Annotated in this window: 20 protein-coding genes; 13 read left to right on the top strand and 7 right to left on the bottom strand. The window is 70.5% G+C overall.

Annotation, left to right across the window (positions count from 1 at the left end):
* Positions 1-14 precede the first annotated feature (14 nt).
* The 10 genes from atpB (at position 15) to ACH34S_RS02345 (ending at position 9,190) form a co-directional block, all read left to right on the top strand.
* A complete protein-coding gene (gene atpB, locus ACH34S_RS02390) occupies positions 15-809 on the top strand; it encodes a F0F1 ATP synthase subunit A (protein WP_395950684.1) in 795 nt (264 codons plus the stop codon).
* Between the two features lie 100 nt (positions 810-909).
* Positions 910-1,143, top strand: a complete 234-nt coding sequence (gene atpE / locus ACH34S_RS02385; RefSeq protein WP_138646493.1) for an ATP synthase F0 subunit C — start codon at positions 910-912, stop codon at positions 1,141-1,143.
* 31 nt (positions 1,144-1,174) lie between these two features.
* Positions 1,175-1,732: a F0F1 ATP synthase subunit B gene (locus ACH34S_RS02380; protein WP_395950683.1), complete on the top strand. Its 558-nt coding sequence runs from the start codon at positions 1,175-1,177 to the stop codon at positions 1,730-1,732.
* The gene (locus ACH34S_RS02375; RefSeq protein WP_395950682.1) at positions 1,729-2,556 is read left to right on the top strand and encodes a F0F1 ATP synthase subunit delta; all 828 of its coding nucleotides are present in this window, start codon (positions 1,729-1,731) and stop codon (positions 2,554-2,556) included. The genes ACH34S_RS02380 and ACH34S_RS02375 overlap by 4 nt, the downstream gene beginning before the upstream one ends.
* Before the next feature lie 38 nt (positions 2,557-2,594).
* A complete protein-coding gene (gene atpA, locus ACH34S_RS02370; protein ID WP_395950681.1) occupies positions 2,595-4,229 on the top strand; it encodes a F0F1 ATP synthase subunit alpha in 1,635 nt (544 codons plus the stop codon).
* A 5-nt stretch (positions 4,230-4,234) separates the two neighbouring features.
* A complete protein-coding gene (locus ACH34S_RS02365) occupies positions 4,235-5,131 on the top strand; it encodes a F0F1 ATP synthase subunit gamma (protein WP_395950680.1) in 897 nt (298 codons plus the stop codon).
* A 2-nt stretch (positions 5,132-5,133) separates the two neighbouring features.
* Positions 5,134-6,564, top strand: a complete 1,431-nt coding sequence (gene atpD / locus ACH34S_RS02360; RefSeq protein ID WP_395950679.1) for a F0F1 ATP synthase subunit beta — start codon at positions 5,134-5,136, stop codon at positions 6,562-6,564.
* Between the two features lie 67 nt (positions 6,565-6,631).
* Complete coding sequence (locus tag ACH34S_RS02355) at positions 6,632-7,018, top strand: F0F1 ATP synthase subunit epsilon (RefSeq protein WP_395950678.1); 387 nt, start codon at positions 6,632-6,634, stop codon at positions 7,016-7,018.
* A 22-nt stretch (positions 7,019-7,040) separates the two neighbouring features.
* Positions 7,041-7,505 (top strand): DUF2550 domain-containing protein, encoded by a 465-nt coding sequence (locus ACH34S_RS02350; RefSeq protein ID WP_395950677.1) that lies wholly within the window; start codon positions 7,041-7,043, stop codon positions 7,503-7,505.
* 158 nt (positions 7,506-7,663) lie between these two features.
* Positions 7,664-9,190 (top strand): M28 family peptidase, encoded by a 1,527-nt coding sequence (locus tag ACH34S_RS02345; RefSeq protein WP_395950676.1) that lies wholly within the window; start codon positions 7,664-7,666, stop codon positions 9,188-9,190.
* Here ACH34S_RS02345 and ACH34S_RS02340 read toward each other — a convergent pair.
* Both ACH34S_RS02340 and ACH34S_RS02335 read right to left on the bottom strand, forming a co-directional pair.
* Entirely contained in the window at positions 9,187-10,119 is a 933-nt protein-coding gene (locus ACH34S_RS02340) for a DUF4097 family beta strand repeat-containing protein (protein ID WP_395950675.1), read from the bottom strand. The two genes, ACH34S_RS02345 and ACH34S_RS02340, sit on opposite strands and share 4 nt — an antisense overlap.
* A 134-nt stretch (positions 10,120-10,253) precedes the next feature.
* On the bottom strand, positions 10,254-10,880 hold the full coding sequence (locus ACH34S_RS02335; protein WP_395950674.1) for a cob(I)yrinic acid a,c-diamide adenosyltransferase: 627 nt from the start codon (positions 10,878-10,880) through the stop codon (positions 10,254-10,256).
* A gap of 71 nt (positions 10,881-10,951) precedes the next feature.
* Here ACH34S_RS02335 and ACH34S_RS02330 point away from each other — a divergent pair, with 71 nt between their 5' ends.
* From ACH34S_RS02330 to ACH34S_RS02320, 3 genes are all read left to right on the top strand, one after another.
* Positions 10,952-12,544 (top strand): GMC family oxidoreductase, encoded by a 1,593-nt coding sequence (locus tag ACH34S_RS02330; protein ID WP_395950673.1) that lies wholly within the window; start codon positions 10,952-10,954, stop codon positions 12,542-12,544.
* Between the two features lie 125 nt (positions 12,545-12,669).
* Positions 12,670-12,873 (top strand): hypothetical protein, encoded by a 204-nt coding sequence (locus ACH34S_RS02325; RefSeq protein ID WP_395950672.1) that lies wholly within the window; start codon positions 12,670-12,672, stop codon positions 12,871-12,873.
* Between the two features lie 22 nt (positions 12,874-12,895).
* Positions 12,896-13,675 carry a hypothetical protein gene (locus tag ACH34S_RS02320; protein WP_395950671.1) on the top strand — a complete coding sequence of 260 codons (780 nt, stop codon included), beginning with the start codon at positions 12,896-12,898 and terminating at the stop codon, positions 13,673-13,675.
* 319 nt (positions 13,676-13,994) lie between these two features.
* On the opposite strand, the gene ACH34S_RS02315 is transcribed toward ACH34S_RS02320, so the two are convergent.
* The 5 genes from ACH34S_RS02315 to ACH34S_RS02295 form a co-directional block, all read right to left on the bottom strand.
* Positions 13,995-14,480 (bottom strand): GNAT family N-acetyltransferase, encoded by a 486-nt coding sequence (locus ACH34S_RS02315; RefSeq protein WP_395950670.1) that lies wholly within the window; start codon positions 14,478-14,480, stop codon positions 13,995-13,997.
* Positions 14,481-14,487: 7 nt separating this feature from the next.
* Positions 14,488-15,987 carry an aldehyde dehydrogenase family protein gene (locus tag ACH34S_RS02310; protein WP_395950669.1) on the bottom strand — a complete coding sequence of 500 codons (1,500 nt, stop codon included), beginning with the start codon at positions 15,985-15,987 and terminating at the stop codon, positions 14,488-14,490.
* A gap of 104 nt (positions 15,988-16,091) precedes the next feature.
* Positions 16,092-16,886, bottom strand: coding sequence for a site-2 protease family protein (locus tag ACH34S_RS02305; RefSeq protein ID WP_395950668.1), 795 nt, complete (start codon positions 16,884-16,886; stop codon positions 16,092-16,094).
* 90 nt (positions 16,887-16,976) lie between these two features.
* Entirely contained in the window at positions 16,977-17,561 is a 585-nt protein-coding gene (locus ACH34S_RS02300) for a TetR/AcrR family transcriptional regulator (protein WP_395950667.1), read from the bottom strand.
* Positions 17,562-17,614: 53 nt separating this feature from the next.
* A complete protein-coding gene (locus tag ACH34S_RS02295) occupies positions 17,615-18,022 on the bottom strand; it encodes a DUF3224 domain-containing protein (protein WP_395950666.1) in 408 nt (135 codons plus the stop codon).
* Positions 18,023-18,049 lie beyond the last annotated feature (27 nt).

Here is an 18,049-nt window from a genome sequence, read left to right as displayed (position 1 = left end):
GAAGGGAACGCCGCGTGAACGCGCTGACGGTCCTCGCCTCCGAGGGGGCTGAGTTCCAGGCCCCTGGGACGGAGCTGTTCGATTTCCCGCCCCTCTTCGCCGGCGGCCCTGAGTGGCTCACCAAGCCGGTCGTCTTCGCGGTCTTCGGCTCGCTCGTAGTGTGCGTCTTCTTCTGGAGCGCGTTCGCCAAGCCCAAGCTGGTGCCGAAGGGCGTCCAGAACATCGGCGAGGTCGGCTACATGTTCGTGCGGGACGAGATCGCCCGCCCGTTCCTAGGCCGCAACACCGAGCGGTGGATGCCGCTGCTCATGTCGGTGTTCTTCCTCGTCTGGATCTGGAACATCTTCGCGGTCGTCCCGATCATCCAGTTCCCGGTCGCCTCGCACATCGCGTTCCCGGCCGTGCTGGCGCTGTTCGTCTACTTCATCAAGGTGTACCTGGGCATCAAGCACCAGGGCCCGGCGAAGTACTTCACGAACATGATCCCCCGGGGCCTGCCGCTGCCCGTCTACTTCCTGCTGGTGCCGATCGAGTACCTCTCGACCTTCATCATCGCCCCGTTCACCCACGCGGTCCGGCTCTTCGCCAACATGTTCGCCGGGCACATGATCCTGGCCTTCTTCAGCCTCGTCGGCTTCTGGTTCCTGTTCGAGAAGCCCACGGTCGCCGGTTTCGGCGTCGGCATCATCGGGGTGCTGGTCACGATCCTGATGACCGCGTTCGAGCTGCTGATCCAGTTCCTGCAGGCGTTCCTGTTCACGATGCTCGCCGCCATGTACATCCAGAGCGGCCTGCACGCGGACCACTGAGCCCCAAGGGCGGCGCCTCGACGTACCGCCCGTACCGACAACCTCGTAAGCAGAGACCGGCGAACAACCTTTCGCCGGCCGACAGAAAAGGAAGAAAGCAATGGGAGTCCTCGCCGAGGTCAGCGGTAACGTCACCTCGATCGGGTACGGCCTTGCGGCCATCGGCCCGGGTATCGGCGTCGGCATCATCTTCGGCCAGGGCGTGAACGCCATCGCCCGCCAGCCCGAGCTGACCGGTGTCATCCGCACCAACATGATGCTGGGCTTCGTCCTCACCGAGGCCCTCGCCCTGATCGGCCTGGTCGCGCCGTTCATCTTCCAGGGCATCAAGTAACGAGTCCGTCCACTGAGGAAGGGCTGAAGACATGATCAGAGCGGCGTCCGTCCTTGCGGCGGAGGAGAACAACCCACTCATCCCGCACGCCTACGAGATGGTCGTCGGCATCTTCTCGTTCGTCGTCGTCCTGGTCGTCGTCGGCCGGATGCTCGTCCCGCGTATCCAGAAGACGCTGGAGGAGCGCACCGAGGCGATCGAGGGCGGCCTGGTGCGGGCCGAGGAGGCGCAGAAAGAGGCCAACCAGGTCCTCGCCGACTACAAGGCCCAGCAGAAGGCGGCGGCGGTCGAGGCGTCCAACGAGCGGCGCAAGGCCGAGGAGCAGGGCGCGCAGATCATCGCCCAGGCCAAGGAGCAGGCCCAGGTCGAGGCGCGCCGGATCGTCGAGAACGCCAAGGAGCAGATCGAGGCGGAGCGGCAGCAGGCGCTGCGGTCGCTGCGCGCCGAGATCGGCGCCCTGTCGGTCGAGCTGGCCGGACGTGTCGTGGGCGAGTCCCTTGAGGACAGCGCGCGGCAGAGCCGGGTCGTCGACCGGTTCCTTGAGGAGCTCGAGGAGCGCGCTCGCACGCAGGAGCAGATCACATCATGACCATCACGGGAGCGGTGAGCAGGGCGTCGCTGGCCGAGGCCAGGGAGCGGCTGGAGTCGGTGATCGACTCCGGTGCCTCCGGGCTGGCCGAGCTCGGCGGCGACCTGTTCGCGGTGCTGCACCTGATCGACCGCGAGCACGGCCTGCGGCGGGCGGTCTCCGACCCGGCGCGGGACGGTGCCGACAAGGCGCAGCTCGTCCAGATCCTGCTGGAGGGCAAGGTGTCACCGGCCGCTCTCGGGCTGGTCGCCGACGTCGTCCGGTTGCGCTGGTCGAAGCCGTCGGAGCTGGCGGACGGGCTGGAGACCCTCGCGGTCACCGCCGAGGCCGCTCGCGCCGAGGCCGAACGCAAGATCGACGACCTGGAGGACGAGCTGTTCCGGTTCTCCCGGGTCATCGAGGGCGAGCCCGAGCTGCGCGGCGCCCTCGCCGGGCGGGGGCTGCCGGACGACCGCAAGCTCGGCGTGCTGGGCGCCCTGCTCGACGGCAAGGTCACCGCGTCGACCCTGACGCTGGTCACCGAACTGGTGCTGCGCCCGCGAGGACGTAGCCTGGAAGGTGGGCTCGCCGAGTACGGCAAGCTCGTCGCCCAGCGCAGGCAGCGGCTGGTCGCGCTCGTGCGGACGCCCGTCGAACTGCCGGAGGCGCAGCGCACCCGGCTCGCCGCGGTGCTCGCCGCCGCCTACGGCCATGACGTACACCTGAACATCGAGATCGACCCCACGGTGATCGGCGGACTGTCGATCGAGATCGGGGACGAGATCATCGACGGCACGATCGCCGGACGGCTGGACGACGTCCGCCGGCGGCTCGGTACCGGCTGAGGCCGGCAGAGCGGACTCTGAGGAGCAAGAGAGGAATCATGGCGGAGCTGACGATCCGTCCGGATGAGATCCGGAACGCGCTGGAGCGCTTCGTCCAGTCGTACGAGCCCGATGCCGCCGCGCGCGAAGAGGTCGGCACCGTCGTCGATTCCGGCGACGGCATCGCCCACATCGAGGGCCTGCCGTCCGCGATGGCGAACGAACTCATCGAGTTCGAGGACGGCACCCGAGGCCTGGCTCTGAACCTGGACGTACGCGAGATCGGCGCCGTTGTCCTGGGTGACTTCAGCAAGATCGAGGAGGGCCAGAAGGCCCGCCGCACCGGCGAGGTCCTTTCGGTCCCCGTCGGCGACGGCTTCCTCGGCCGCGTCGTGGACGCGCTGGGCAACCCGCTGGACGGCATGGGCCCGATCGAGAGCACCGAGCGCCGCGCGCTCGAACTGCAGGCCCCCACGGTCGTGCAGCGCCAGTCGGTCAGCGAGCCGCTGCAGACCGGCATCAAGGCGATCGACGCGATGACCCCGATCGGCCGCGGGCAGCGGCAGCTGATCATCGGTGACCGCCAGACGGGCAAGACGACCGTCTGCGTGGACACGATCATCAACCAGAAGGAGAACTGGGAGTCCGGCGACGAGAAGAAGCAGGTCCGCTGCATCTACGTTGCGATCGGGCAGAAGGGCTCCACGATCGCCAACGTCCGCCGCTCCCTGGAGGAGGCCGGCGCGCTGGAGTACACCACGATCGTGGCGGCGCCCGCGTCCGAGCCGGCGGGCTACAAGTACATCGCCCCCTACACCGGGTCCGCGATCGGGCAGCACTGGATGTACCAGGGCAAGCACGTCCTGATCATCTTCGACGACCTGTCCAAGCAGGCCGAGGCCTACCGCGCGGTGTCGCTGCTGCTGCGCCGCCCCCCGGGCCGCGAGGCCTACCCCGGTGACGTGTTCTACCTGCACTCGCGGCTCCTCGAGCGCTGCGCGAAGCTGTCGGACGACATGGGCGCCGGCTCGATGACCGGCCTGCCGATCATCGAGACCAAGGGCAACGACGTGTCGGCGTACATCCCGACGAACGTCATCTCCATCACCGACGGCCAGTGCTTCCTGGAGTCGGACCTGTTCAACCAGGGCGTCCGGCCCGCGATCAACGTCGGTATCTCGGTGTCCCGGGTCGGCGGCGACGCGCAGGTCAAGGCGATGAAGCAGGTCGCGGGTACGCTGCGGCTCGCGCTGTCGCAGTTCCGCGACCTGGAGGCGTTCGCGGCGTTCGCGTCCGACCTGGACGCCGCGTCCCGCGCCCAGCTGGACCGCGGCGCCCGCCTGGTCGAGCTGCTGAAGCAGCCGCAGGGCAACCCGTTCCCGGTCGAGCAGGAGATCGTGTCGGTGTGGGCGGGCACGTCCGGTGAGCTGGACGACGTCCCGGTCGCCGACATCCGCCGCTTCGAGCGTGAGTTCCTCGACTACATGGAGCGCGAGGAGAGCGGCTTCCTGACCTCCCTGCGGGAGACCGGCAAGCTGTCGGACGACGGCCTCACCAGCCTCAAGAACGCCATCACGGAGTTCAAGAAGGGCTTCCAGACCAGCGAGGGCGAGATCCTGGCGGAGGAGCCCGTCGAGGCGATCGCGGACGAGGACGTCGAGCAGGAGACGATCACCCGCGTCAAGAAGGACTGACGGCGATGGCCGCACAGCTTCGTCAACTCCGGCAGCGGATCAAGACGGTCAAGTCGACCGCCAAGATCACGCGGGCCCAGGAGATGATCGCCACGTCGCGGATCGTCAAGGCCCAGCAGGCGGTGGCGGCGTCCAAGCCGTACGCCGACCAGATCACGCAGGCCCTGACCGCGCTGGTGAGCCATCATGTGGGGATCGACCATCCGCTGCTCCAGGAGCAGCCGGCCGACAACCGCAGCGCCGTCCTGATCGTCACCAGCGACCGCGGGTTCTGCGGCGCCTACAACGCCAACGTGATCCGCGAGGCGGAGGCGCTGATCAAGGCGCTGCGGGCCCAGGGCCGCGAGCCCGTCCCGTACGTCGTCGGCAACAAGGGCATCACCTGGTACCGGTTCCGGGACCGGGACGTCGCCGAGAGCTGGCACGGGTTCAGCGACCGTCCGGCGTTCGTGAACGCGGAGACCATCGGGCGGCGGCTCGCCGACGACTTCCTGAAGACGGACGCCGAGGGCGGCGTCGGTGAGATCCACGTGGTCTACACCGAGTTCGTCTCGATGCTGACGCAGGCCGTCCGGGTCACCCGGCTGATGCCGCTGGAGATCGAGGAGGCGTCGTCGGACAAGGTCCCGCCGGCGTACGAGTTCGAGCCGTCCGCGTCGGCCGCGCTCGACCTGCTCCTGCCCAACTACATCGAGAGCCGCATCTTCCACATGCTGCTTCAGTCGGCGGCGTCGTTCCAGGCGGCCGTCCGGCGGGCCATGAAGTCGGCGACCGACAATGCCAACGAACTGATCGGGGTCTACACGCGCCAGATGAACCAGGCGCGGCAGGCGGCGATCACCCAGGAAATCAGCGAGATCGTCGGTGGCGCTGACGCGCTCGCCGAGTCTGGCGGGGAGTGATAATGACTGCTCAGGTAGAGACGGCGACCGCCACCGGGCGCGTCGCGCGTGTCATCGGCCCGGTCGTCGACGTGGAGTTCCCCGCCGACGCCATCCCGGACATCTACCAGGCGCTGCACGCGCAGGTGAGGCTCGGCGACGATGAGAAGACCCTGACCTTCGAGGTCGCGCAGCACCTCGGCGACAACATGGTCCGGGCGATCTCCATGCAGCCGACCGACGGCCTGGTCCGCGGCGCGCCGGTGACCGACACCGGCAAGTCGATCGCGGTGCCGGTCGGCGACATCACCAAGGGGCACGTGTGGAACTGCCTCGGTGACGCGCTGGACGTCCCGACCGCGTCCCTTGAGATCAACGAGCGCTGGGGCATCCACCGCCGCGCGCCGGAGTTCTCCCAGCTGGAGTCCAAGACCGAGATGCTGGAGACCGGCATCAAGGTCATCGACCTGCTGTGCCCGTACGTCAAGGGCGGCAAGATCGGCCTGTTCGGCGGCGCGGGCGTCGGCAAGACGGTGCTCATCCAGGAGATGATCCGCCGTGTCGCCCGCAACTTCGGTGGCACCTCGGTGTTCGCCGGCGTCGGCGAGCGCACCCGCGAGGGCAACGACCTCTGGGTGGAGATGGCGGAGGCGGACGTCCTCAAGGACACCGCGATGGTGTTCGGCCAGATGGACGAGCCGCCGGGCACCCGGCTGCGGGTCGCGCTGTCCGCGCTGACGATGGCGGAGTACTTCCGCGACGTGCAGAACCAGGACGTGCTGCTGTTCATCGACAACATCTTCCGGTTCACCCAGGCCGGTTCGGAGGTGTCCACGCTGCTCGGGCGCATGCCGTCCGCGGTGGGCTACCAGCCGACGCTGGCCGACGAGATGGGCGTGCTGCAGGAGCGGATCACCTCGACGCGCGGTAACTCGATCACCTCGATGCAGGCGATCTACGTGCCCGCCGACGACATCACCGACCCGGCGCCGCACACCACGTTCGCGCACCTGGACGCCACGACGACCCTGTCGCGCGGCATCTCCGAGAAGGGCATCTTCCCGGCGGTCGACCCGCTCGACTCCACCTCGCGGATCATGGACCCGCAGATCCTGGGCGTCGAGCACTACTCGGTCGCGCAGGAGGTGAAGCGGATCCTGCAGAAGTACAAGGAGCTGCAGGACATCATCGCGATCCTCGGTATCGACGAGCTGTCGGAGGAGGACAAGGTCACCGTCCAGCGGGCGCGGCGCATCGAGCGTTTCCTGTCGCACCCGATGTACGTGGCCGAGCAGTTCACCGGCCAGCCCGGCGAGACGGTGCCGAAGGACGAGACGATCTCCTCCTTCAAGGCGCTGGCGGAGGGCAAGTACGACCACCTGCCCGAGCAGGCGTTCTTCATGTGCGGTGGCATCGAGGACGTCGAGCGCAAGGCCAAGGAGCTGGAGAAGTAGACCGCCGGGGCCACCCGTTCGCGGGCGGCCCCGCCGGTGACGGCTCCCGGTGGACTCGGAGGGAAACGTGGCAAACCTGAAGGTCGGGCTGGTCTCGCCGGAGCGCGAGATCTGGTCCGGCGAGGCCAAGATGGTGGTCGCCCAGACCATCGAGGGCTCGCTCGGCATCCTGCCGGGCCACGCCCCGGTGCTCGGCGTCCTCCTCGACGGCAGCGTGGTGAAGATCGAGCCCGCGGACGGCGGTGAGCCGATCACCGCGATGGTCGGCAGCGGCTTCTTCTCCGTCGCGGCGGACGAGGTGTCGGTGCTGGCCGAGCAGGCCGAGCTGGGCGATGAGATCGACGTCCAGCTGGCCAGGCGGGCGCTGGAGGACGCGCTCGCCGCCGAGGGCGAGGACGCGACGCCGGAGCGGCGGGCCCGGGCGCGGCTGCGCGCCGCGGGCATCGAAGCCTAGGATCCGGCGGACGGCGGGGGATTTGGGCGAGCACCTGGCATGGGATGCGGGCGGGGTGCTCGCCGCGGTCATCCTGGTGCTCGTGCTGCTGTACGTGGCGATGGCGGTGCGGCGGCGGCTGTTCGTCCGTGGCGGCGGCACCGTGGAGTGCAGCCTGCGCGAGCTGTCCCAGGAGGGCGGAGCCCCGGGAGTGTGGCGCCTCGGCATCGGCCGCTACAAGGGCGATGTCCTGCACTGGCATCGTGTGTTCGGTTTCCGTACCAGGCCCCGGCAGGTGATTCACCGCCGGGGCCTCGTCGTGTCCAACCGCCGCAGCCCGGACGCGGAGGAGGCGGAGGGCCTGCTGCCGGACGTCAGCATCATCGAGGTCAAGGACGGCGACCTGACGGTGGAGCTGGCGATGGGCGCGGCGGCGCTGACGGGGTTCCTCGCCTGGCTGGAGGCGGCGCCCCCGGGCTTCCCCGTGGAGCTGCATCCCCCCGAATGACCTGACCCTGGCCGGGGAGCGGTTCGCCTTGGGCAGGGGTTGGTAAGGGGCAGGTATGGAATTGGCGTGACGGGCGTGCCGCCGCTAGCGGCCGGTGCATCGTGGGTGAGGATCGCTGCTGGTCAGCTCCGTCCCCGTCCCCGTCCGCAGGAGTGCACGTGCGCAAGCCGCTCACCGGTGCCGCCCTGGCGCTGCCCCTCGCCGTTCTGCCCGCCACCCTCGTCCTCGCCGGATCCCCGGCGCTGGGCGCCGCGCCGCCCCGTCCCGACCTCGCCAGACTCGTCACGCTGAAGGACATCGAGGCGCACCTCAGGGCCTTCCAGGAGATCGCCGACTACAACGGCGGCAACCGCGCGTCGGGCGGTGCGGGGTACGACGTGTCGGTGCGTTACGTCGCCGGACGGCTGCGGAAGGCCGGTCTCACGCCGAAGATCCAGAAGTTCTCCTACCCGTTCTGGCGGGAGCGGTCGCGTGCGGTGCTGGCGCGGACGGCGCCGTCGAAGGCGACCTACCGGCTGGGCAGGGACTTCGCGACACTCGCCTACTCCGGCTCCGGGAAGGTGACCGCGCGCGTGATCGCCGTGGACGTCCCGTCCCGGGGCGAGGGGACGAGCGGCTGCGAGAAGGCCGACTTCAAGGGCTTCAAGCGCGGCTCGATCGCGCTCGTCCAGCGCGGGACCTGCACGTTCGAGACCAAGGCCGCGAACGCGCGGGCGGCGGGCGCGTCCGCCGTCGTGATCTACAACAAGCCCGGCGAGAAGGGGCTGCTGAACGGCACGGTGAACAGGCCCGCCCGGATCCCGGTCGTCGGCACGTCCCGGACGGTCGGGCTCGCGCTCGCCAAGGCCGCGCGGAAGGGCGGGCTCACGCTGCGGGTGCGGACCGACACCGTCCACGGGAAGCGGCGCTCGTCCAACGTCATCGCCGACAGCGGACGCGGGCGCGCGGGCAACGTGGTGCTGCTCGGCGCGCACCTCGACAGCGTCCGGGAAGGCGCGGGGATCAACGACAACGCCACCGGCTCGGCCGCGCTCCTCGCCATCGCCGCGAAGATCAAGCACCTCGGCAAGAGCGGGCTGCGCAACCGGGTCCGGTTCGCCTGGTGGGGCGCGGAGGAGGAGGGCCTGCGCGGTTCCACGCACTACGTGAAGTCGCTGCCGCGCGCCGACCGGGAGAAGATCGCGGTGGCCCTCAACTTCGACATGCTCGGCTCCCGCAACGGCACCCGCGGCGTCTACGACGGCGACCACTCCACCCGCACCGGGACGCGCGCACCCGCCGGATCCGGCGCGGTCGAGAAGATGTTCCGCGACTACTTCGCGAGCCGCCGCCTCCCGACCACCGAGCACGAGTTCAGCGGACGCTCCGACTACGGCCCGTTCATCGAGGCCGGGATCCCGTCCGGCGGGATGGCGACCGGCGCGGACGGCGTCAAGACCGCCGCCGAGGCCAAGGCGTTCGGCGGCCGGGCCGGCAAGGTGTACGACCCGTGCTACCACGCCAAGTGCGACCGGCTGAAGAACGTCAACCGCAAGCTCCTCGGCACCAACGCCGACGGCATCGCGCACGTCACGCAGCGCCTGGCCCGGACGACCGTCGCCGTGAACGGCGGCGCGCGCCTGACCGTGGGCGGCGTCGCGCCGTCCCGCGCTGCCGTTTGGCAGGGCCCGTACCGGCTCCGCTAGGCGGGCGAGACGGTGACGCTGCCGTTGGAGCTGCGGAGCTGGATCTTGTGCTGTGAGTCCGAGTCCTGCTGGACGGCCGAGTCGATCCGCTCGGCGCCGTTGGCGCTGGACACGCTGATGGCGTAGCCCTCGCTGGTCGGGACCCGGACGTGCACCGACCCGTTGTCGCTGGTGGCGCGGACGCTGCCGGGCGGGGTGGTGAGCCGCAGGTCGATGCCGCCGTCGCTGGTCTCGGCGGTGATCCGGTCGGTGGTCAGCCCGCCCGCGTCGATCGAGCCGTTCGAGGTGCGGACGTCGGCGACGGTGGCGCGGCCGCTGAGCTTGATGCCGCCGTCATCGGTCTGGACGGTCAGCCTGTCGGCGGTGAGGCCGGTGGCGTTGATGGACCCGTTGTCGCTCTCCAGGTGGGCGGTCGTGGCGCGTCCGGTGACGTGGATCGAGCCGTCGTCCGAGCTGATCGACGCCGTGGTCGCGCGCAGGTCGGTCACCTTCAGCGAGCCGTTGTCGCTGTGCAGCTTCACCGCCCCGGTGAGCCCGGACGCGACGACCGCCCCGTCGGCGTTGTCGACCTCCACGGCCATGCTGCGCGGAACCTCGACGCGGTAGGAGACCCCGCACTGGGTGTTTCCGATCGTCGCCCTGGCGCACTTGGCCGACAGCGAGAGCGTGCCGCCCTCGACGGTGTGCCGCGCCTCCGGCTTGTTCTTGTCGTTGGACCAGCGCAGCCGCTCCCGCACCTTCACGGTGGGGGAGTCGGACGCGGTCAGCTCCAGCCGGCCGCCGTTCGACTTGATCTTCAACGCGGTGATGTTCGCGGGCGCGGTGAAGGAGCGGTCCTCCTGATGCGTGCCGAAGGTCAGATTGCCGCAGCCGGCCAGCGTCGCCGCGGCCGCGGCCGTCACGACGGCGGTGATCGTCAGGGTCCTCACGTGGTCACTCCTGTTGTCGCTTGGCGCCCGCGGAAAGCCGTGCGCCTTATGGAACCAGCCTGCTCTGCGCAGGACCGCGTCACCAGGAGGGGAACCGGTCTTCCAGGGGTGGGGCTAACCCCACCCCTGGGTTCCTAACGCTCGCCGCCCGGCTTCCAGAGCACGTCGCCGTGCTCGGCGTTGGCGATGCGGCACAGGATGAACAGCAGGTCGGACAGCCGGTTCAGGTAGCGCGCCGTCAGCGGGTTCACGCCGCCCACCGGTGCCTCCGGGTCGCCTTCGGCGGCGGCGCCGTGCGCCTCCAGGGCCGCCCACGTGGTGCGTTCGGCGCGGCGGCAGACCGTCCGCGCGACGTGCAGCAGCGCCGCGCCGGGCGTCCCGCCCGGGAGGATGAAGCTGCGCAGCGGTTCGAGGGCCTCGTTGTGCTCGTCGCAGGCCGCCTCCAGCCGGTCGACGTAGGACGCGTCGACGCGCAGCGGCGGGTACTGCGGGTCGGGGACGACCGGCGAGCACAGGTCGGCGCCCACGTCGAACAGGTCGTTCTGGACGACCCTGAGCAGCGCGACGAGAGCGTCCGGCAGGGCGCCGAGCGCGATGGCAGTGCCGATCGCGGCGTTGGCCTCCTCGACGTCGGCGTAGGCGGCGAGCCGCGGGTCGGTCTTACGGGTCCGGGACGCGTCGCCCAGCGCGGTGGTGCCGTCGTCGCCCGTCCTGGTGTAGATCCGTGACAGGACGACGGGGTTGTCCCTGTTCTTCGCCATATCGAGCAGCCTAGCGTTGCGGCCGCCAGAAGCCCGTTCGGTAAGGTGCGAGAAATACCCCGGAGGCCGCCGTGTACGACTACATCATCGTGGGAGCGGGCAGCGCGGGCTGCGTTCTCGCCGCCAGACTGACCGAGGACCCCTCGGTGAAGGTCCTCCTGCTGGAGGCGGGGCCGCCCGACCACGCCCCCGAGATCCACATCCCGGCCGCCGCGGCCACGATGTTCAAGGGCCCCTACGACTGGAACTACACGACCGTCCCGCAGGAGCACGCCGCCGGACGCAGCGTGTACTGGCCGCGGGGCCGCACGCTCGGCGGGAGCTCGTCCACCAACGCGATGATCTACATTCGCGGGTCCCGGTACGACTACGACACCTGGCGCGACTCCTACGGCTGTGACGGCTGGGGCTACGAGGACCTGCTGCCCTACTTCTGCCGCGCCGAAGACCAGCAGCGCGGCGAGATCCCCTACCACGGCGTCGGCGGCCCCCTCCGCGTCGAAGATCTGCGCTACAAGCACCCGCTGACCCGCGCGTGGGTGCAGTCGGCCAAGGCGTACGGCCTCGCCGCGAACCCCGACTTCAACGGCGCCGACCAGGACGGCGTCGGCTTCTACCAGGTCACGCACAAGCGCGGCCGCCGCTGGTCCGCCGCCGCGGGCTACCTGCACCCCGTCTCGAACCGCCCGAACCTCACGATCGTCACCGACGCGCTCGTGACCCGCGTGCTGTTCGAGGGGCGCCGCGCGATCGGCGTCCGGTACGAGGCGCGCGGCGAGAGCCTGTCCGACCGCGCCGAGGCGGAGGTCATCCTGGCGGGCGGCGCGGTGAACAGCCCGCAGCTCCTCATGCTCTCCGGGATCGGGCCCGCCGACCACCTGCGCTCGCTGGGCATCGACGTCCTGGCCGACTCCCCGGTCGGGCAGCGGCTTCAAGACCACCCGTTCGTGAACGTCATGGTCGCCACGCCCCGGGCGAAGGCCCTGTGGGAGCTGGCGAACAGGCGGTCCCTCGGCCTCTACCAGGCGTTCGCGCGCGGCCCTTACGCGTCCAACATCGCCGAGGCGGGCGGGTTCGTCCGGACGGTCGACGGCCTGCCCGCGCCCGACCTGCAGTACCACGTGCTGCCGTCGCCGTTCGTCAACCAGGGCCTCACCGAATCGCACGAGCGGCTCCTGTCGGTCCTCGTCGCCGCGGTCGCCGTCACCGGCCGCGGCTCGGTCACGCTCCGCTCCGCGAGCCCGCACGCCAAGCCGCTGATCGACCCGGCCTACCTCGCGGACAAGGCCGACCTGGACATCCTGGTCGCGGGCGTCCGCCAGGCGCGCGAGATCGCCGCGTCCGGGCCGCTGGCGTCGCTGACCGCCGGCGAGTGGGCCCCCGGCGAGCAGGCCGACACCGACGAGGCCATCGTCGAGTACATTCGCCGCGACGTCGCGACCCTCTACCACCCGACGAGCACCTGCGCGATGGGCGGGGACGACGCCGTCTGCGATCCCGAGCTGCGCGTCCGCGGTGTCGAGGGCCTGCGGGTGGTGGACGCGTCCGTCATGCCGGCCGTCCCGCGCGGCAACACCAACGCCCCCACCATCGCGATCGCCGAACGCGCCGCCGACCTCATCCGCAACCGCACCCCCCTGAAGCCCGCCGCACCGCAGGCATGAAGATGCCCGCGCACTACTTCTCGCCGCCCCGCCGGAGACGAAGGCCGAGCACTGGGCGGAGCGAAGGTGATCTTGAGCGGGTAAAATGGGGGGTGCAGATTTCCATTCGGTGCCCTTGAGGAGGCATGACCTTGGAGTTACGCGCAGCACGTAATGCGGCGGTCATCGCGGCTGCCGCGGCGGCGCTCGCGGCGGCCGCCGTCGCGACCACCGTCGACGATGGCGACGCCCGGCAGGACTCCGTGGCCGGTGTCGCGACCCCGGATCACATGAAGCTGGCCGCCCCGGATCACATGAAGATCGCGACGCCCGATCACATGGAGATGTGAGGCGAGGCGGGGCGCGGGGGCGGTGAGCACCGAGACCGTCATCGGCCGGGTCGCGGAGACCGCCCGGCGGCTGGTCGGCTACTGGGAGCGGAATCCCGGCGGTGTTCGCCTGCCCGGCTGGCACGCGCCCTTCCGTCCGCTAGGTGACCTGCTGCCCGCGCGGGACGTCGAGTTCGCCGAGCGGAACCCCCAGATGGTGCCCCTGCTGTGGTATCCGGCCCTGAGCGCGGGGCCGGACACCCGGCGGGTCATCGACGTCCTCGACCATCTGCCGGTGGACCATGACGCCGCCTCGGCGATGATCCGGAGGCAGGAACTGTCCCGGATCTACAGTTGGGCGATCGCGTCCCGGACGGCTCTGGACTGGCTCGGCGACCGGCTCGCGGGCCGCGGCCTGCTGGAAGTCGGGGCGGGCAGCGGGTACTGGGCGTCGCTGCTGCGGGCGCAGGGCGCCGACGTCCTGGCGACCGACTCGGCGACGGACCGCAACGGCTACACCGACCGGTTCCGCTTCACCGACGTCCAGGCCGCTACGGCGGCGGAGGCGGCGCGGTGCCATCCGGACCGTGTCCTGGCCGTCATCTGGCCGCCGTATCGGGACACTATGGCGGCGGAGGCCCTGGACGCCTATCAGGGGTCCGGCCTCGTCTACATCGGGGGTGGCCGGGGCGGGCTCTGCGCCGAGCGCTCGTTCTTCGACGCGCTGGCCGAGCACTGGCGCCCGGTCTTCCGATGCCCTCTCGCGCTGCGCTGGCTCGGGTATGACGATCAGGCGACGTTCTACGTCCGGCGGTCGTCTTGAGCCCAAAGAGGAGCGCCCCCGTCCGTCCGGACGGGGGCGCGTGGCTGGGCGTACAGGCCGGGGGCGTCACCGCTTCAGGGCCTTCGCGATGCGGACGCGGCGGGCCTTCTTGGCCTCGTTGCGCAGCACCGTCACGCGGTCGCTGATGATGATGTTGCTGAAGTCCGGGCGGATCATCTCGATCTCCTTGTGTTCTGCCGGGCCCTCTCGGCCCGACATCTACAAGGTTCGTCCTAAGGCCCCGGGCCCCACATCGGGACGACGCCTTATCTAGGCGCCTTAGCCCGCCTTAGATCCGACCCGGGCGCCGCACCCCGGCTTAGGCGACCTCTACGAAACCTAGGCGGTCGTAGAGGCGGCGGGCGCGGCGGTTGCGGCGGGTCACCGCGAGGGTGAGGGTGTCGTGGCCCTGTTCGGCGAGGGCGTGCATGACGGCCTGGACCAGCTCTCGTCCCAGGCCGTGGCCGCCGTGGGACTTGGCGACGAACAGGAACGCCAGGAGCGGGACGTCCCTGTAGAGGGTGACGAGGGCCCCGGCCACGGGACGTCCATCGCGTTCGGCGATGAACGACGCCTCGCGCAGGAACGTCCCGTACTCGCCGTCCAGGGTGAGCCGCACCTCGCGTGCCGCGCCCTTGAGGTCTCCCACGTCGGCCTCGTCGGGGGTGCCGCGGTAGGCGTCCCACAGGAGGGCGGCGAGCGCGGCGGTGTCGGCGCCGTCGAACGTGCGGAAGCCGGGTGGCGGCGGGGGCGCCGGCTCCAGGGTCACCTGGAGCCGGCTGCGGACGGGTGCGTCGGAGCCCATGGTCCCCTCAGCGCTTGTAGCGGCGGCCGTGGATCAGGTTGATCATGTCGAGGAGGCGGGACATCTCCTTCTCGGTGCGGCCGAACGAGGTCACGTTCACGGTCGAGAACCGCTGCCGGGTGATCGCCTTGGGGCGGGTGAACTCGCGCAGGCCGTCCGCGCCGTGGATGCGGCCGAACCCCGACTCGCCGACCCCGCCGAACGGCAGCGCCGCGACCTGGGCGAACGCGGCGAACGCGTTGATGGAGGTCATCCCGGACCGCATCCGGCGGGCGGCGTCCAGGGCGCGGGACTTGTCCCCGGAGAAGATCATCCCGGCGAGGCCGTAGGCGGTGTCGTTCGCCTTCTCGACCGCCTCGTCCAGATCCTTGACGCGGTGGACGGTGATCGTCGGCCCGAACGTCTCCTCGCGGACGGCGGACGAGTCGTCCGGCACGTTGGTCAGCACCACCGGCTCCACGTACGGCTTGCGCACCGAATCCGCGCCGCCCACGACGGCCTTGCCGCCCCGGTCGAGTGCGTCCTTGATGTGGCGCTCGATGATGTCGAGCTGGCCGGGCATCGTGATCGGCCCGTAGGCGGCCTCGCGGTCGAAGCCGGGACGCAGGTCGCGGGCCTTCTCGGTGAGCTTGCCGAGGAACTTGTCGTAGGCCTCGTCCACCACGTAGATCCGCTCGACGCCGATGCAGGTCTGCCCGGCGTTGGCCATGGCGCCCCACAGCGCGGCGTCGGCGGCGGCGTCGAGATCGGCGTCGGCGTCGACGATGCAGGCGTCCTTGCCGCCGCACTCGGCGACGATCGGGGTGAGGTTCTCGGCGCAGGCTGCCATGACGCGCTTCGCGGTCCGGGTCGAACCGGTGAAGGCGATCTTGTCGACGCCGGGGGAGGACGCGAGCGCCGCGCCCGTCTCGCCCAGCCCCGTCACCGTCTGCAGGACGGGATGCTCCGGCACGACCGCGGCGACCAGCTCGGCGAGGAACGCGCCGACGCCCGGGGTGAACTCCGACGGCTTGAACACCACGGTGTTGCCCGCGGCCAGCGCGTACGCGATCGAGCCCATCGGGGTGAAGATCGGGTAGTTCCACGGGCCGATCACGCCGACGACGCCGAGCGGCTGGTACTCCAGCACGCACTTCTGGTTGATCGCCATGATCCCCGGGTAGACGCCGCGCGGCCCCAGCACCTTCTGGGCGTTGCGCGCCGCCCAGTCCAGATGCGTGATCGCCATGATCGTCTCGAGCTGGGCGTCCGGCAGCGGCTTGCCGGTCTCCTGGTGGATCAGCTCCGCCATCCGGTTGAGGTTCCGGGCGAGCGAGCCCTTGACGTTCAGCAGCCGGAGCCGGCGCTCCTTCCAGCCGAGGGCGCGCCACCACCCGGCGGCCTCCCGGGCGCGCTCGACGGCCGCGGCGACGGCGGCGGCGTCGTGGACGGGGTGCTCGGCGACGACCTCGCCGGTGGCCGGGTTCAGCGACGCGAACGTCTCGGTGCTCTCCGTGGCCACGGACATGGGAACCTCCCGGGAGGAGCCGTGTAAGTGCCTGCTTGCAGGTTGGTACTCGCTAGTAAACCACCCTAGGCCCACGCATGGCCGAGCAGATCGGCCCCGCGGCCCTAGAGGTAGTCCTCCCACCACTTGAACAGCGAGTGCCCGACCTGGATCGGCAGCTCGCCGAGGCCCAGCACGCCGGTGATGTTGAAGATCAGGTCGAAGAACGCCTTGTTGACCGGTTCCAGCCACAGCAGGGCGATCAGGACGAGGAAGGCGTACCCGCCGTAGGCGCCGAGCTGGTCGGCCAAGCGGCGCGGCAGGTAGGGCTCGACGATCCCGAAGCCGTCCAGGCCCGGAATCGGCAGCAGGTTCAAGATCGCGGCGGTGACCTGCAAGAACGCCAGGAACGCCACGCCCAGCCAGAAGACGCCGTGGTCCTGGTGGGCGAAGTTCTTGTACAGGACGGCGAGCATCACCGCGAACATCGCGTTCGACAGCGGCCCCGCCGCCGAGATCAGGCTGTGCCTGATCTTGCCCGGGATCACGTGCCGGTCGATCCAGACGGCGCCGCCGGGCAGGCCGATCCCACCGAGCAGGATGAACACCACCGGGATCACGAAGCTGAGCAGCGGGTCGGAGTACTTCAGCGGGTTCAGCGTCAGGTAGCCCTTGGCGACGACGCCGCGGTCGCCCGACCGGTAGGCCATGTAGGCGTGCCCGAACTCGTGCAGGGACAGCGACAGCACCCACGCCGACAGGACGAACCCGAACAGCGCGACCCGCGCCGCCGTCGTCGGGTTCTCCCCGTACCGCCAGACGACCAGGCCGCACAGGACGGTCGCCGCGACGATCACGAGGAACACCGGGCTCGGCCGGACCGCCGCGGCACCCCGCGTCCCGTGCGTGGTTCCCCTCATCGTTCCCGGCCCCTCTCGCCGTGCCGGCCGCCCGGCGTCCCGTCCAGCCTGATCTTCGCCGCCATCTCGGAAGCTACCTTCTCGCCGCGGTCATGGCGCCGCGATGACCGGAACGACATAGGTGCGCAGGAAGCGGCGCAGCCCGTCGGCGTCCCGGTCCCGGTCCATGACGATCAGCGAGGTGATGATGCGGAAGAGGAACTCGACCGTCCCCTCCACCTCGATGTCGGCCCTGAGCGTCCGCTGCCGCTGCGCCCGCTCGAAATGCGGCCGGACGTACTCGCAGCACAGCGCGAGCACGTGCTCCGCCGCGCCCGCCACCGCCGCCTGCATGTGCCCCGCCGCCTCCGGCACCAGGAAGTGCGCGACGGTGGGCTCGCGCCGGACGTACTCGACCGCGTCCAGCGTGCCCTCCACGATCGCCTCCGGCACCGACCGCTCGCCGCGCAGCCGCTCGGCGAGCCGGTCGAGGAAGCGGCGCAGGTCGCGCATCAGCACGGCCAGGATCAGCTCGTCCCGCCCGCCGGTGACGCTCCGGTACACGGTGGCCCGCGACAGGTTCGCCGCGGCGGCGATGTCCTCGACCGTCGTCTTGGCGACGCCGAAGCGGCCGAAACACTCTTCGGCGGCGTCGATGATCCGCTCGCGTGTCGCATCGGCGGTGACCGGGGGCATGCCTGAAGATTACCGGCAGCCCGCCCCGATTCCGCTCCGCCGCTCTGCCGCCCTCAGTCGAGCGTGTACTCCAGCGCCCAGGTGTGCCCGCCGTCCTCGGTGACGGTGATCTGCCCGAGCCCGCGGATGCCCGCCAGCTCCCCGGTGCCGGACGTCGGCACGATCAGCCACCGCAGCCACTGCGTGTCCGGGGTGCCGTCCTCGCTGCCCGCGCTGTGCTGCAGGACGAACGTCCCCTCCCGCCCGTGCAGGATGCCCTGGACGCTCTCGACCCCCACATAGGCCACGGGCCCGGCGGCGGACTCCACGGTGATCAGCTCGCTGCTGCTCGTCCCGACGAGATCGCCGTGAAAGGTCTTCCCGACCTGCACCCGGGTCAGCTTGGTCCCGTCCTGCTCGTCATAGGGCTTCTCGGCTTCCCACGAGTCGATGTCGAAGCTGCCGCTCGCTTGAAACGTCATGGAGCAATGATGCCGTGTTCGCCCCCG

This window comes from Actinomadura sp. 3N508, assembly GCF_044326375.1.
Classification (GTDB): Bacteria; Actinomycetota; Actinomycetes; order Streptosporangiales; family Streptosporangiaceae; genus Spirillospora.
Note: the sequence above shows the minus strand (reverse complement) of the source record. Positions and strands in the feature narration are given on the sequence as shown.

Bases quoted from the DNA above. Each gene is read 5' to 3' on its own strand.
- ACH34S_RS02305 (WP_395950668.1), bottom strand. From the start codon at position 16,886: ATGAGGGGAACCACGCACGGGACGCGGGGTGCCGCGGCGGTCCGGCCG.
- ACH34S_RS02380 (WP_395950683.1), top strand. From the start codon at position 1,175: ATGATCAGAGCGGCGTCCGTCCTTGCGGCGGAGGAGAACAACCCACTC.
- ACH34S_RS02300 (WP_395950667.1), bottom strand. From the start codon at position 17,561: ATGCCCCCGGTCACCGCCGATGCGACACGCGAGCGGATCATCGACGCC.
- ACH34S_RS02310 (WP_395950669.1), bottom strand. From the start codon at position 15,987: ATGTCCGTGGCCACGGAGAGCACCGAGACGTTCGCGTCGCTGAACCCG.
- ACH34S_RS02315 (WP_395950670.1), bottom strand. From the start codon at position 14,480: ATGGGCTCCGACGCACCCGTCCGCAGCCGGCTCCAGGTGACCCTGGAG.
- ACH34S_RS02335 (WP_395950674.1), bottom strand. From the start codon at position 10,880: ATGGCGAAGAACAGGGACAACCCCGTCGTCCTGTCACGGATCTACACC.
- ACH34S_RS02295 (WP_395950666.1), bottom strand. From the start codon at position 18,022: ATGACGTTTCAAGCGAGCGGCAGCTTCGACATCGACTCGTGGGAAGCC.
- atpE (WP_138646493.1), top strand. From the start codon at position 910: ATGGGAGTCCTCGCCGAGGTCAGCGGTAACGTCACCTCGATCGGGTAC.
- atpA (WP_395950681.1), top strand. From the start codon at position 2,595: ATGGCGGAGCTGACGATCCGTCCGGATGAGATCCGGAACGCGCTGGAG.
- ACH34S_RS02375 (WP_395950682.1), top strand. From the start codon at position 1,729: ATGACCATCACGGGAGCGGTGAGCAGGGCGTCGCTGGCCGAGGCCAGG.
- ACH34S_RS02365 (WP_395950680.1), top strand. From the start codon at position 4,235: ATGGCCGCACAGCTTCGTCAACTCCGGCAGCGGATCAAGACGGTCAAG.
- atpD (WP_395950679.1), top strand. From the start codon at position 5,134: ATGACTGCTCAGGTAGAGACGGCGACCGCCACCGGGCGCGTCGCGCGT.
- ACH34S_RS02325 (WP_395950672.1), top strand. From the start codon at position 12,670: ATGACCTTGGAGTTACGCGCAGCACGTAATGCGGCGGTCATCGCGGCT.